Here is a 12,725-nt window from a genome sequence, read left to right as displayed (position 1 = left end):
CCATGGGACATCTGGAAGCCGCGCACCTCGAGTACTACTTGCCGGACGGGCGGGCGCTGCTCGGTGATGTCTCCTTCCGGGTCGGGGAGGGGTCCGTGGTCGCCCTCGTCGGGCCGAACGGCGCGGGAAAGACGACGCTCCTCAAGCTGATCTCCGGCGAGCTGAAGCCGCACGGCGGCACCGTCACCGTCGGCGGCGGGCTCGGCGTCATGTCGCAGTTCGTCGGCTCGGTGCGCGACGAGACGACCGTGCGTGACCTGCTCGTATCGGTGGCGACCCCGCGGATCAGGGAGGCGGCGAAGGCCGTCGACAAGGCCGAGCACCTGATCATGACCGTCGACGACGAAGCCGCGCAGCTCGAGTACGCGCAGGCCCTGTCCGACTGGGCCGAGGCCCGCGGCTACGAAGCGGAGACGGTCTGGGACATGTGCACCACGGCCGCCCTCGGCATCCCGTACGACTCGGCCCAGTTCCGCGAGGTCCGCACCCTGTCCGGCGGCGAGCAGAAACGACTCGTCCTCGAAGCGCTCCTGCGCGGCACCGACGAGGTCCTCCTCCTCGACGAGCCGGACAACTATCTCGACGTACCCGGCAAGCGCTGGCTGGAGGAGAAGCTGCGCGAGACCCGTAAGACGGTCCTGTTCGTCTCCCACGACCGGGAGCTGCTCGCCCGCTCCGCCGAGAAGATCGTCAGCGTCGAGCCGGGCCCCGCCGGCGCCGACGCCTGGGTGCACGGCGCCGGCTTCGCGACGTACCACGAGGCGCGGCGCGAGCGGTTCGCGCGCTTCGAGGAGCTGCGCAGGCGCTGGGACGAGAAGCACGCCCAGCTGAAGAAGCTCGTCCTCAACCTGCGGCAGGCGGCCGCGGTCAGCCACGAGATGGCGTCCCGCTACGCGGCGGCGCAGACCCGCCTGCGCAAGTTCGAGGAGGCGGGTCCCCCGCCCGAGCCGCCGCGCGAGCAGGACATCACCATGCGCCTGCACGGCGGCCGGACCGGGGTGCGGGCCATCACCTGCAAGGGCCTCGAGCTGACCGGTCTCATGCAGCCGTTCGACCTGGAGGTCTTCTACGGCGAGCGGGTCGCGGTCCTCGGCTCGAACGGCTCGGGCAAGTCGCACTTCCTGCGCCTGCTCGCCGGGAACCCCGACGACACGGTCGCGCACACGGGGGAGTGGAAGCTCGGCGCGCGCGTCGTGCCCGGCCACTTCGCCCAGACCCACGCCCACCCCGAGCTCCAGGGCCGCACCCTGCTCGACATCCTCTGGCTCGACCACGCCAAGGACCGCGGCGCGGCGATGGGACGGCTGCGGCGCTACGAGCTGACGGCCCAGGCCGAGCAGAAGTTCGAGCGGCTCTCGGGCGGCCAGCAGGCCCGCTTCCAGATCCTGCTGCTCGAACTGGCCGGAGTGACGGCGCTCCTGCTCGACGAGCCGACGGACAACCTCGACCTGGAGTCCGCCGAGGCGCTCCAGGAGGGCCTTGAGGCGTTCGACGGCACGGTCCTCGCCGTCACGCACGACCGCTGGTTCGCGCGCTCCTTCGACCGCTACCTCGTCTTCGGCAGCGACGGCCGGCTGCGCGAGTCCGACGAACCCGTCTGGGACGAGCGCAGGGTGGAGCGGGCGCGGGGGTGACGGACGCGCGCGGGTGACCGTCGCCGCCCCCGCCGGCGCCCCGTCACCCGCTCGGCCCAGCTCCGCGCGACCCGCCCCTCGCGGCATTCCCACGTGCTCACGCTCCCGGGACGCGGCCACCGTCCCTCCCGTGCAGGCCGCGCGCGAGTGTGCGGCTCGGGAGAGGCTGGGGAGGGTAGGAGGTGCCCATGAGGTCCCGGCAGTGCGGACTGGCAGCGCGTGGAGGTGGCACATGCGGGGGAACGACCACGGGATCCTGGAGGGGCGCGGGCCCGTCCGGTACGGGCCGCCGCTGCCGGACGACGGCCTTCCCGTCCTGCCCGAGCTGGCCGCCGCGGCCGCCGCCGCGGACCCGGCGGCCCCGGAACCGCCCGGCGGCTCCCCCGCCCTCCTCGACGCCGCCTGTGGCTACTGGCAGCGCCGCGGACTGCCCACCGAACCGGGCGGCACCGCGGCCGCGCCCGGCGGCGTACCCCTGCTCCTCGCGCTGACCGCCGCGATCGGCGGCGACGTGCTGCTGACCCGGCCCTGCCCGGCCTGGTGGGAGCCCCAGGCACGGCTCCAGGGCCGGTCCGTCTTCCACGTGGCGACGCCCGCCGAGTGCGGCGGCGTCCCCGATCCGTACGCCCTCCTCGAAACCGCGCGCCGCGTCCGCGCCGAGGGCGGCGACCCGCGGCTCCTCGTCCTGTCCGTCGCCGACGACCCGACCGGGACCGTGCCGCCGCCCGAGATCCTGCACGAGGCGGTCGAGGCCGCCGCGGAGGAGGGCCTGCACATCGTCAGCGACGAGACCTGGCGCGACACCCTGCACCACGACCCGGCCCGGGCCACCGTCATGATCGGCCCCGCCGAGATGCTGCCCGACCACGTCACCGTCGTCACCGACCTCACCGGCGCCTACCTGCCGCCCGGCCTGCCCGCGGCCGTCGCCCGCCTCCCCGCCACCGCGCGCGGAGCCGCGCTGCGCGCCCGCGTCCTGGACATCCTCACCGCGCTCGGCGCGGTCCTCTCGGCCCCCGCCGCGGCGGGGGCGACGTACGCGCTCGGCGAGCCCGCCGGGATCACCGCGCGCCTGCGCGCCACGACCGCGCTCCACGCGCGCGTGGCCGCCGCCGTGCACCGCGCGGTGCTCCTCTCCGGCGGACTCGCCCGGCCGCCCGAAGCCGGCCGCCAGCTGTACGCGGACCTGGACCGGCTGCGCCCCGCGCTCGCCGCCCGCGGCGTCGGCGACGCCCAGGATCTGGAGGACCGGCTCTCCGAGCGGCTCGGCATGCCCACCCCCGGCGGCCACCGCTTCGGCGACGACCTCGCCGCGCTGCGGGTACGCCTGTCCACCGGCCCCTTCCTCGGCTCAACCCCCAAGGAGCGCATGACGTCTCTCACCACGCCGGAACCTCTGGAATTGCCGCACGTACAGCGCGCGTTGAGCATGTTGGAGTCGGCTCTCGACGATCTCAGGGCCGACGTCAAGGGATGGGAGAGTCCTCGATGACGCAGCAGTCCGAGTCGACGGCACAGCGAGCTGATGCCCCCGCGTCCTTCGTACCCCTCGCCGAGCCGAAGCCGCTCGGCGGGGGACGTATGTGGCCCAAGTCGTTCGCCGACCGCCTGACGGCGCCGCTGCCCGGACTGCGCGCCTTCGCCCGGTTCGCCAGGGAGGGCGCGCTGCGTCCGCCGCCCGACGCGCTGAAGGAAATCGCGGCCCTGCCGTTCGAGCCCGGACCGCTGCCGGCCGTGGACGCCCGTACCGTCGCCGTCAGCTGGGCGGGGCACGCCAGTTGGGTGCTGCGCATAGGCGGCCTCACCGTGCTCACCGACCCGGTCTGGTCCCGCAAGATCCTCGGCACCCCGGCCCGCGTCACCCCGGCCGGCGTCGCCTGGAGCGCCCTGCCGCCCGTCGATGCCGTCGTCATCAGCCACAACCACTACGACCACCTGGACGCCCCCACCCTCAAAAGGCTCCCGAGGGACACACCCGTGTTCGTCCCCGCCGGACTCGGCCGCTGGTTCACCCGCCGCCGCTTCACCCGCGTCACGGAGCTCGACTGGTGGGAGGCGGCGGAACTGGACGGCGTGCGCTTCGACTTCGTCCCGGCGCACCACTGGTCCAAGCGCAGCCTCGTCGACACCTGCCGCACCCTGTGGGGCGGCTGGGTCCTCACCGACCTGGAGGGACAGCGGGTCTACTTCGCGGGGGACACCGGATACGGCCACTGGTTCTCGGAGATCGGCAGCCGCTACCCCGGCATCGACCTGGCGCTCCTGCCCATCGGCGCCTACGAGCCGCGCTGGTGGCTGAAGGACGTCCACTGCGACCCGGAGGATGCGGTGCAGGCCGCGCAGGACGTGGGCGCGCGCCGTATGGCGCCCATGCACTGGGCCACGTTCCTGCTCTCGGCCGAGCCGGTCCTCGAACCCCTCACGCGCGTACGGGCCGCCTGGCAGAAAGCGGGACTCGCGCGCAAGGACCTGTGGGACCTGCCGGTCGGCGCCTCACGCGTGCTGACCGTCTGAGCGGCCCCCGCGCGCCCGCCGCCACACGGCGGGCGCCGCGCTGATCACCAGCGTCAGGGCGACCGCCGCCACGACGCCCTCCCACGGCTCACCGAACAGGGAGCCGCCGAGGATGCCGATGAGCTGATACGTCACGGCCCAGGCCAGGCACGCCGGGACGTCCCCGCGGGCGAACTGCCGCAGCGGCATCCTCGCCATCAGGCACGCCAGCATCACGGGGATGCGCCCGGCGGGCACGAGCCGGGACAGGACGAGCACCATCACCCCGTGGTCGGCGAGTTTGTCCTGCGCCTGCGCGAGCCGTTCCTCGGGCGCCCGTTCGCGAATGGCGGCCAGCCACTTGGAGCCTTCCCCAAGCTCTCGACTGCGCTCGAGCAGGGGAGACCCCAATTTGGAACCCATCCCGCGCTGCCCCAGCCAGTACAGCGCCACATCGCCGAGGAACGCCGCGAACGCGGAGACAGCGAACACCAGGAGCAGTGAGAACGGCGCCGTCTGATGAAAGGCGACCACGGCCGCCGAGCTGACGAGCGCCCCCGTGGGGATGACCGGCACCAGCGCCCCGATCACGATCAGCAGGAACAACGACGGGTATCCGACGGCCTGTTGGGTGGACTCCGGCGGCGCGTGCGTCACCGCGGCGGCGAGCAGCTCGTGGCCGGCGCCACTGACCGGACTCACCTGGCGACCTCCGGCCGCACACTCTCACCGTGACCGAGCAGATGCACCGTCACCTCGGGCGCCAGCTGGGCGGAGCGCCGCACGAACTCCTCGCCCGGCGTGTGGAATTCATGCGGCCGCACCGCGTCCATGCCGATCGGCCAGTACGTCCCGTAGTGCACCGGCACGGCGCTGCGCGGCGCGATCCGGGCGAGCGCCTCGGCGGCGCGGCCCGCGTCCAGGTGGTGCGGCCCGAGCCAGGGCCCCCACCCCCCGACCGGCAGGAGCGCCACATCCACCTCGCCCACCGCGTCCGCCATGGAGTCGAAGAGCCCGGTGTCGCCCGCGAAGTAGGTACGGGCCTCGCCGCTCACCACGAACCCGAGCGCGGGGGAGCGGTGCGGTCCCACCGGGATGCGCCGCCCGTCGTGCGAGGCGGGCACGGCGCGTATGACGAGGGCGCCCACCTCCACGCGGGTGCCCGGCTCGACCTCCGTGAGCCGCAGATGCGTGAGCCTGCGCAGGCCGGGCACCGCGCGCCGGGCCCCTCGCGGGAGCAGGACCCGGGTGCCGGGCGCGAGCCGGGCCAGGGACGGGACGTGCAGATGGTCGGCGTGCAGATGGGAGACGAGGACGACGTCGGCGACGGCGGCCTCGGGCGGCGGGGGCGCCCCGCGGCGCCGGCGCAGATGGGCGAGGCGGCGCGTGAAGAGCGGGTCGGTCAGCACACGGAGTCCCGAGTCCTCGACCGTGCAGGTGGCGTGGCCCCACCAGGTGATCTCCACCGGCACCTCCAGGACCTCCTCCGTGCGACTCCCCCGAGCCTACGGGCAGGAGTAGGGTCGTCGGGAAATCCGGAGGTGAGGGGGACACCATGGGTGAAACGGCGGGAGAGACCGCGGCCGGCGCGGTCCGCGTCACGGCGATCGCCAGCCTGACGCCGCTGGAGGAGCTGGACGCCGACCCCTTCCTCGTGGATTCACGCAGCCAGCACGCCATGTGCGCCCGCTGGGCCGCCGACCGGGGCTACGTCGTGACCAGAGAACTCCTCGTCCACTCACTGCGCTCCGACCACGGCGTGCTGTGGGCGGACGTCGACGCGGGCCTCGTCGACCTGTTCGTCGCCCCGAGCGAGCGGGTCCTGCGGGCCGCGCTGCGCTCGGTCGACGAGTTCACGGCCGAGTGCGAGCGCCGCGGCGTCCGCCTGGAGACCGCGGGCCTCGCCGAGCCGTCGTACGACGCGGAGATGAAGAAGCGCGTCCACCGCCGGATGTCGATGCCGACGGCCGGATACGACGGCTGCTGAGCCGGCACCACGGGCGTCCCGCGCCGCCCCGCGCCGGGCACCTGTGTTCGCAGTCAGGGGAGAACCCGGACGTATCGCGCTCATATGACACGCTTGGCGCGGGGTCGACGACGTGACGGCGAGAGGGTGAGCGAGGCGTGGGCGAGGGGCGTTGGCGGCGGTTCGTCAGCATGTGCTGGCGGTCGATCGCGGTGTGGGCGGTCAGCACCGTCACGATGCTCGTGCTCGCCGGGATCCTGCCGGACTTCAAGCTCCAGTCGGACAACGGCGACAGCGCCACCCGGATCGGCGTCACCGCCGCGCTCGGCGCGGGGGCCTTCGCCGTCCTGTCCGTGCTGGTGTGGCCGCTCCTCGTGCGCGCCCTGCTCCTGGTGCCCGCGCTGGTCCTCGGCCTCGTCGTCTTCTTCCTCAACGGCGGACTGCTGCTCTTCGCCCTGGCCATCGTCCCCGACGGCCGGGGCGAGGCGAACCCCGAGACCGCCGTCGTGGTCGCCGCCGTGATGTCCGCGGTGGCGTCCGCCACCGGGGGAGCCCTCGCCGTACGCGACGACGACGCCTACCGCCGCCGCCTGTACCGCCTCGCCGACCGGCGTCGCCGCAGAGGGAGCGCCGGAGCGGGACCGTCCACCCCCGGCACCGTCTTCCTCCAGCTCGACGGCGTCGGCCACGACGTCCTGCGCGACGCCGTGGACCGGGACGTGATGCCGACCGTCGGCGCCTGGCTCGGCGCCGGCACCCACCGCCTCACACCCTGGCGCACCGACTGGTCCAGCCAGACGGGCGCCAGCCAGCTCGGCATCCTGCACGGCAGCAACTACGACGTGCCCGCGTTCCGCTGGTACGAGAAGGACACCCGCGAGGTTCAGGTCTCCAACCGGCCCACCAGCGCCGCCGAACTCCAGCGCCGCGCCATCGAGCACACCGGCGACGGCGGCCTGCTCACCCTGGACGGCGCCAGCCGCGGCAACCTCTTCAGCGGAGGCGCCGAACAGGTCGCCCTCGTGCTGTCCGTCGCGGCCCGCCGCGGCAAGGAGAACCGCTCGCGCTCCGGGTACTTCGCGTACTTCAGCGACCCGGCGAACGCCGTGCGCACCGCCCTGTCCTTCGTCGCCGAGGCCGGCCGCGAGATCGGCCAGTCCACCCGGGCCCGCCTGACCCGGCAGCGCCCCCGCGTCGGCCGCGGCGGGCTCTACCCGTTCATCCGCGCCTTCGCGACCGTCGTGGAGCGGGACGTCGTCGTCGCCGCGGTCATCGGCGACATGCTCGCGGGCCGCAGCGCGGTCTACGCGGACCTCGTCGCGTACGACGAGGTCGCCCACCACTCCGGGCCCGCCAGCCGCGACGCCGAAAAGGTCCTCGCACGCCTCGACCGCTCCCTCGCGCTGATCGCGAAGGTCGCCGAGCACGCCCCGCGCCGCTACCGGATCGTCGTCCTGTCCGACCACGGGCAGAGCCCCGGTGAGACGTTCCGCGCCCGCTACGGGCTCGGCCTCCAGGACCTCGTCCGGGCGGGCTGCGGCCTGCCCGTGCCGCGCCGGGCCCGGCGCACCCTTCCCCAAGCTCTCGGCTTCGCTCGTCCAGGGGAGACCCCAACCGGCGCCGAGGCCCGCTCCGCCGTCAGGGCCGCGCTGCGCCGGCCCGTCGAGGAGGGCGGCGAGGAGGACCGCCCCGCGTCGCGCCGCTCCGAGCCGATCGTCCTCGCCTCCGGCAACCTCGGCCTGGTCTCCTTCCCCGACGTGCCGCACCGCATGAGCAAGGAGGAGATCGACGCCCGCCACCCGGCGCTCCTGACGACCCTCGCCAACCACCCCGGCATCGGCTTCCTGCTGGTACGCAGCGAGGAGCACGGCGCCGTCGTCCTCGGCGCGCGCGGCGCCGAGATCCCTCTGGCCGACCTCGACGACCGCCCCGGGCCCCTGGCCGACTTCGGCGCGCACGCCGCCGACGCCGTCCGCCGCACCGACTCCTTCCCGCACACCGCCGACATCATGGTGAACTCCTGGTACGACCCGGCCGAGGGCGAAGTGCTCGCCTTCGAGGAGCAGATCGGCTCCCACGGAGGCCTCGGCGGCGCCCAGGGACACGCGTTCCTGCTCGCTCCGAAGGTCTTCTCGCCGCCGGTCGCCGAGGGCGTCGAACTGGTGGGCGCCCAGCAGGTCCATCACGTGCTCCGCCGCTGGCTGCGCGAGGGCTGCGGCCCTCAGGTCCCGCTGGACAAATCCCGGCACGAGCCCGCCTCCGACGCATCATTTACGGTCGCAACGGTCACTCCGCAGGACAAATCAGCCTGATTTTGACCGATGTGTGCCGGGGGTCGACCATGGGACGTCGCCCGGCGATCCCGGTCGGCGCCCGCACGAGAGAGGCGCACCACCCCATGCCCCACACCGGAACCGTGACGAAGCCGGCTCCGGCCCCGCAGCACGAAGAGCTCCCCAGCAAGCACGCCCGCCGCTTCGGGCTCCCCATCGCCACCGCCCTCGTGATGGGCAACATCATCGGCGGCGGCATCTTCCTGCTCCCGGCCTCCGTCGCCCCCTTCGGCACCATCAGCCTCGTCGCGTTCGGCGTCCTGACCGTCGGAGCCATCGCGCTCGCGCTCGTCTTCGGCCGCCTCGCCCGCCGCCATCCGCAGACCGGCGGACCCTACGTCTACGCGCGCGAAGCGTTCGGCGACTTCGCCGGGTTCCTGGCCTCCTGGTCGTACTGGATCACCACCTGGGTGTCGAACGCGGCGCTCGCCGTGGCCGCCGTCGGCTACCTCGACGTGCTCCTGCCCATCCACGGCTCCACGTTCTGGACCATCGTCGCCGCGCTCACCGTCCAGTGGCTGCCCGCCCTCGCCAACCTCGCGGGCACCCGCTACGTCGGCGCGGTGCAGCTCGTGTCGACCGTCCTGAAGTTCGCGCCGCTGCTCCTCGTCGCCGTCGGCGGCCTGTTCTTCTTCCACGCCGACAACCTCGGGCCGTTCCGGGCGAGCGGCGACTCCTCGCTCGGCGCCGTCTCCGCGTCCGCCGCGATCCTGCTCTTCAGCTACCTCGGCGTCGAGTCCGCCTCGGTCAGCGCCGGCGAGGTCCGCGACCCCGAGCGCAACGTGGGCCGCGCCACCGTCCTCGGCACCGGCCTCGCCGCCCTCCTCTACCTGCTGTGCACCCTCGCCGTCTTCGGGACCGTCGCCCACGACCGGCTCGTCGACTCCAGCGCGCCCTTCTCCGACGCCGTCAACGCCATGTTCGGCGGCACCTGGGGCGGCACCGCCGTAGCGATCGCCGCGCTCGTCTCCATGCTCGGCGCCCTGAACGGCTGGACGCTCCTGAGCGCCCAGACCCCGTACGCCGCCGCCAAGGACGGCCTGTTCCCCGCCGTGTTCACCAAGAAGAAGCGCGGCACCCCGACCGCCGGCGTCCTCGTCGCCGTCACCCTCGCCTCGCTCCTGACCGTCTACAACTACACGGCGGGCTCGGCCGGGGTCTTCGAGACGCTCGTCCTCGTCACCACGTTCACCGCGACCGTCCCCTACCTCCTCGCCACCGCCGCCCAGATCTACTTCCTGCTGTCCGGACAGGGCCACCGCGTCAGCGGCCCGCGCCTGGCCCGCGACCTCGTGCTCGCCCTCGCCGCGTTCGGCTTCTCGCTGTGGCTGGTCGGCGGCGCCGGATACGCGGCCGTCTACCAGGGCGTCCTGTTCCTCTTCGCCGGAGTCCTCGTCTACGCGTGGATGGCGGCCCGCAAGAAGCGCACCGCCGGGGACACCACCGACTGATTCCGTGCCCTGTGCGCATTCCCGCCATAAGCGGTCCGGGTATGGTCGGATGGTGCCCAACGCCCCAACCGGCACCCGACTGAAGGGAATCACCGTGGCTACCACGCGCTCCGCGCACACCGTGTGGGAAGGCGATCTGCTCAAGGGGAGCGGCGTCGTCACCTTCGACTCGTCCGGCATCGGCGAGCAGGCCGTGTCCTGGCCCTCCCGCGCCGAGCAGGCCAACGGCAAGACCAGCCCGGAGGAGCTGATCGCCGCCGCGCACTCCAGCTGCTTCTCGATGGCCCTGTCCAACGGCCTGACGACCGGCGGCAACCCGCCCGCCAAGCTCGTCACCTCCGCGGACGTCACGTTCCAGCCGGGCGAGGGCATCACCGGCATTCACCTCACGGTCGAGGGCACGGTGCCAGGGCTCGACGAGGCCGGATTCGCCGCGGCCGCAGAGGACGCCAAGAAGAACTGCCCGGTGAGCCAGGCACTCACCGGCACCACGATCACCCTCACGGCGAAGCTCGCCTGACGGCGCACGCCCAGCCTCCACGTGCCGCGGTCCCGCAGCGACGGGCCCGCGGCACTGCTGTCACCTCGCGTCGTATGTCACAGCGCCTCGTATGTCAGAGCGCGTCGCGCTTCTTCCGCAGCAGCTCCACCGTGTGCTCCGCGGACGCCGCCTGCGCCGCGATGTGGTCGAGCACCTCCAGATGAGTGCCCACCTCTTCCCGGCCGTCCAGATAGAGCGCACCCGTGACGTACTCGCTGAAGACCATGTCCGGCAGCTCACGCACCGGGAACCGGAACAGCGTGAACGGGCCGAACGTCCCCGGGTGCGGGCCCGCCGCGAACTCGGCTATCTGGAGCGTCACTTGAGGCAGCTCGGCCGCCTCTATGAGCCGGTCGAGCTGGTTGCGCAGCACCTTCGGACCGCCCGGCGGCCGGCGCAGCACCGTCTCGTCCATCACGACCCACAGATGCGGCGCGTCCTCACGGGTCAGCAGCGCCTGGCGGGCCATCCGGAGCGTCACATGGCGTTCCAGGTCACCGGGCTGCGTGCGGCCGACGGTGCCCGCGTCCAGGACTGCCCGCGCGTACTCCTCCGTCTGCAGCAGCCCCGGCACGAAGTGCGGCTCGTACGACCTGATGAGTTCGGCCGCGCTCTCCAGGCTCACGTACAGGCTGAACCAGTCGGGCAGGATGTCGTGGAACCGCTGCCACCAGCCCGGCAGATTCGCCTCCTCGGCGAGCCCGACGAACGCCTCGGCCTCCGGCTCCGGCACCCCGTACAGCTCCAGGAGCATCTGTACGTAAGGGATCTTGAGGGCGACCTCCGCGGTCTCCATGCGGCGGATCGTCGCGCCGGTGACGCGCAGCGCGCGGGCGGCCTCGTCGCGGTTGAGCCCGGCCGACTCCCGCAGTTCCCGCAGGCGTCTGCCCAGGACCACCTGGCCCACGGTAGGCGCGGGCCGCCGTTCACTCACGTCACGTCTCCCCACGTGCCGGGCGGCGAGCGGATTCGGGAGCCGGTGCGCTCCCAGCCGCGGCACTGCGCGCACTGAACATGTGCGCGAGCCGCGTGAACGGTACCAGTGCGATGAGTAGCCTGCCCACTACCGCGTTGAGGCCGCCACGAGGTCCCCGACTACGGCGCGAGCGACCGCAGATACTTCGCCGTCGCCGGGTCGGCGGGCAGGAACGTCTCGATCGCCAGCTCGGCCACCGTCACGTCCATCGGGGTGTTGAACGTCGAGATCGACGACACGAACGACAGGACCTGCCCGTCGTGCTCGATCACCATCGGCAGCGCGAAGTACGGCACCGCCTCGCCGCCCTCCCCGTCGTCGGCAACGGCGTCCCTGTCAGCCACCGGGTACGCCTTGACCTCGTCGTACACCGCGCGCAGCGCCTCCGAGCGGTCCAGCGCGATCTGCCGCTCCATCTGCGCCAGGAGATGCCCCCGCCACTCGCGCAGGTTCCGGATCCGCGGCGCGAGGCCCTCCGGGTGCAGGGTGAGCCGCATCGCGTTGAGCGGCGGGGCCAGCAGCGACTCGGGAATCCCCTCCATCAGCATCGCGATGCCCCGATTGGCGGCGACCACCGTGTACGTCGCGTCGACGACCAGCGCCGGATAAGGCTCGTAGCCGTGCAGGAGCCGGTCCAGGCCCTCCCGCAGCGCCCCCATCGACGGGTCGTCGAGCGGGGTCTCCGCGAATCGTGGCGCGTAACCCGCAGCGAGCAGCAGTGCGTTGCGCTCCCGCACCGGCACGTCCAGATGCTCCGCGAGCCGCAGGACCAGCTCCTCGCTCGGCCGCGACCTGCCCGTCTCCACGAAGCTGAGATGCCGGGCGGACGAATCGGCGCGCAGGGCGAGCTCCAGCTGGCTCACCCGCCGCCGTTCCCGCCACTCGCGCAGCAGAGGACCGATTCCGGACTGGCGAGCACGCGTGGCAGTCGACATGCCACGACCGTAGCCGAGGGGCGCGCGGCACCACCCCTGTGGGACGCTGGAACTCCTCGCACATCACAGGGAAAGGACCTGGTCATGCCCTTGGAGCCGCTGTCCCAGAAGGAGATCGAGGACCGTCTCGCCGAGCTGCCCGGATGGAGCGTCGCCGACGACAAACTCACCCGCAGCTACCGCCTGCGCAACCATTTCGCGGCCACGGCCCTCGTCGTGCACATCGCGGGGATCCAGGACGAGCTCGACCACCACGCCGACCTGACCCTCGGCTACAACTCGGTCGACCTGTCCGTGAACACCCACAGCGTGGGCGGAGCCATCACCGACCGGGACTTCGTCCTCGCCCAGCGCGTCCAGGAGATCGCCCCCACCCACGGCGCGAGCTGACCGCCG

Annotated in this window: 12 protein-coding genes; 8 read left to right on the top strand and 4 right to left on the bottom strand. The window is 73.1% G+C overall.

Annotation, left to right across the window (positions count from 1 at the left end; genetic code table 11):
- Positions 1 to 2 precede the first annotated feature (2 nt).
- The 3 genes from ACWIGU_RS02360 (at position 3) to ACWIGU_RS02350 (ending at position 4,148) form a co-directional block, all read left to right on the top strand.
- Entirely contained in the window at positions 3 to 1,634 is a 1,632-nt protein-coding gene (locus tag ACWIGU_RS02360; protein WP_454396545.1) for an ATP-binding cassette domain-containing protein, read from the top strand.
- A 232-nt stretch (positions 1,635 to 1,866) separates the two neighbouring features.
- Entirely contained in the window at positions 1,867 to 3,126 is a 1,260-nt protein-coding gene (locus ACWIGU_RS02355) for an aminotransferase class I/II-fold pyridoxal phosphate-dependent enzyme (protein ID WP_454396543.1), read from the top strand.
- Positions 3,123 to 4,148 (top strand): MBL fold metallo-hydrolase, encoded by a 1,026-nt coding sequence (locus tag ACWIGU_RS02350; RefSeq protein ID WP_454396541.1) that lies wholly within the window; start codon positions 3,123 to 3,125, stop codon positions 4,146 to 4,148. Before ACWIGU_RS02355 ends, ACWIGU_RS02350 begins: the two co-directional genes overlap by 4 nt.
- On the opposite strand, the gene ACWIGU_RS02345 is transcribed toward ACWIGU_RS02350, so the two are convergent.
- Both ACWIGU_RS02345 and ACWIGU_RS02340 read right to left on the bottom strand, forming a co-directional pair.
- Positions 4,128 to 4,829, bottom strand: a complete 702-nt coding sequence (locus ACWIGU_RS02345; RefSeq protein WP_454396539.1) for a DedA family protein — start codon at positions 4,827 to 4,829, stop codon at positions 4,128 to 4,130. The genes ACWIGU_RS02350 and ACWIGU_RS02345 overlap by 21 nt on opposite strands.
- Positions 4,826 to 5,599, bottom strand: coding sequence for an MBL fold metallo-hydrolase (locus ACWIGU_RS02340; RefSeq protein WP_454396537.1), 774 nt, complete (start codon positions 5,597 to 5,599; stop codon positions 4,826 to 4,828). Before ACWIGU_RS02340 ends, ACWIGU_RS02345 begins: the two co-directional genes overlap by 4 nt.
- An 83-nt stretch (positions 5,600 to 5,682) precedes the next feature.
- On the opposite strand from ACWIGU_RS02340, the gene ACWIGU_RS02335 reads away from it, so the two are divergent.
- The 4 genes from ACWIGU_RS02335 to ACWIGU_RS02320 all read left to right on the top strand — a co-directional run bounded on the left by ACWIGU_RS02335 (position 5,683) and on the right by ACWIGU_RS02320 (position 10,397).
- Positions 5,683 to 6,114 (top strand): hypothetical protein, encoded by a 432-nt coding sequence (locus tag ACWIGU_RS02335; protein ID WP_356271779.1) that lies wholly within the window; start codon positions 5,683 to 5,685, stop codon positions 6,112 to 6,114.
- Positions 6,115 to 6,284: 170 nt separating this feature from the next.
- A complete protein-coding gene (locus ACWIGU_RS02330) occupies positions 6,285 to 8,405 on the top strand; it encodes an alkaline phosphatase family protein (RefSeq protein ID WP_454397243.1) in 2,121 nt (706 codons plus the stop codon).
- A gap of 86 nt (positions 8,406 to 8,491) precedes the next feature.
- Complete coding sequence (locus ACWIGU_RS02325; RefSeq protein WP_454396535.1) at positions 8,492 to 9,877, top strand: amino acid permease; 1,386 nt, start codon at positions 8,492 to 8,494, stop codon at positions 9,875 to 9,877.
- Positions 9,878 to 9,971: 94 nt separating this feature from the next.
- Positions 9,972 to 10,397 (top strand): OsmC family peroxiredoxin, encoded by a 426-nt coding sequence (locus tag ACWIGU_RS02320; RefSeq protein ID WP_454396533.1) that lies wholly within the window; start codon positions 9,972 to 9,974, stop codon positions 10,395 to 10,397.
- 94 nt (positions 10,398 to 10,491) lie between these two features.
- Here the strand turns inward: ACWIGU_RS02320 and ACWIGU_RS02315 are convergent, their stop codons facing one another.
- Both ACWIGU_RS02315 and ACWIGU_RS02310 read right to left on the bottom strand, forming a co-directional pair.
- A complete protein-coding gene (locus ACWIGU_RS02315; RefSeq protein WP_454396531.1) occupies positions 10,492 to 11,352 on the bottom strand; it encodes a helix-turn-helix domain-containing protein in 861 nt (286 codons plus the stop codon).
- 161 nt (positions 11,353 to 11,513) lie between these two features.
- Complete coding sequence (locus ACWIGU_RS02310; protein ID WP_454396529.1) at positions 11,514 to 12,329, bottom strand: helix-turn-helix domain-containing protein; 816 nt, start codon at positions 12,327 to 12,329, stop codon at positions 11,514 to 11,516.
- 84 nt (positions 12,330 to 12,413) lie between these two features.
- Between ACWIGU_RS02310 and ACWIGU_RS02305 the strand changes: the two genes are divergently transcribed.
- Positions 12,414 to 12,719, top strand: coding sequence for a 4a-hydroxytetrahydrobiopterin dehydratase (locus tag ACWIGU_RS02305; protein ID WP_454396527.1), 306 nt, complete (start codon positions 12,414 to 12,416; stop codon positions 12,717 to 12,719).
- Positions 12,720 to 12,725 lie beyond the last annotated feature (6 nt).

Source organism: Streptomyces sp. NPDC055400 (genome assembly GCF_053644375.1).
Note: the sequence above shows the minus strand (reverse complement) of the source record. Positions and strands in the feature narration are given on the sequence as shown.

What these genes read in the sequence shown, in the direction of transcription:
- ACWIGU_RS02310 (WP_454396529.1), bottom strand. Translation starts at nt 12,329, where the DNA reads ATGTCGACTGCCACGCGTGCTCGCCAGTCCGGAATCGGTCCTCTGCTG.
- ACWIGU_RS02360 (WP_454396545.1), top strand. Translation starts at nt 3, where the DNA reads ATGGGACATCTGGAAGCCGCGCACCTCGAGTACTACTTGCCGGACGGG.
- ACWIGU_RS02305 (WP_454396527.1), top strand. Translation starts at nt 12,414, where the DNA reads ATGCCCTTGGAGCCGCTGTCCCAGAAGGAGATCGAGGACCGTCTCGCC.
- ACWIGU_RS02350 (WP_454396541.1), top strand. Translation starts at nt 3,123, where the DNA reads ATGACGCAGCAGTCCGAGTCGACGGCACAGCGAGCTGATGCCCCCGCG.
- ACWIGU_RS02355 (WP_454396543.1), top strand. Translation starts at nt 1,867, where the DNA reads ATGCGGGGGAACGACCACGGGATCCTGGAGGGGCGCGGGCCCGTCCGG.
- ACWIGU_RS02325 (WP_454396535.1), top strand. Translation starts at nt 8,492, where the DNA reads ATGCCCCACACCGGAACCGTGACGAAGCCGGCTCCGGCCCCGCAGCAC.
- ACWIGU_RS02335 (WP_356271779.1), top strand. Translation starts at nt 5,683, where the DNA reads ATGGGTGAAACGGCGGGAGAGACCGCGGCCGGCGCGGTCCGCGTCACG.
- ACWIGU_RS02330 (WP_454397243.1), top strand. Translation starts at nt 6,285, where the DNA reads ATGTGCTGGCGGTCGATCGCGGTGTGGGCGGTCAGCACCGTCACGATG.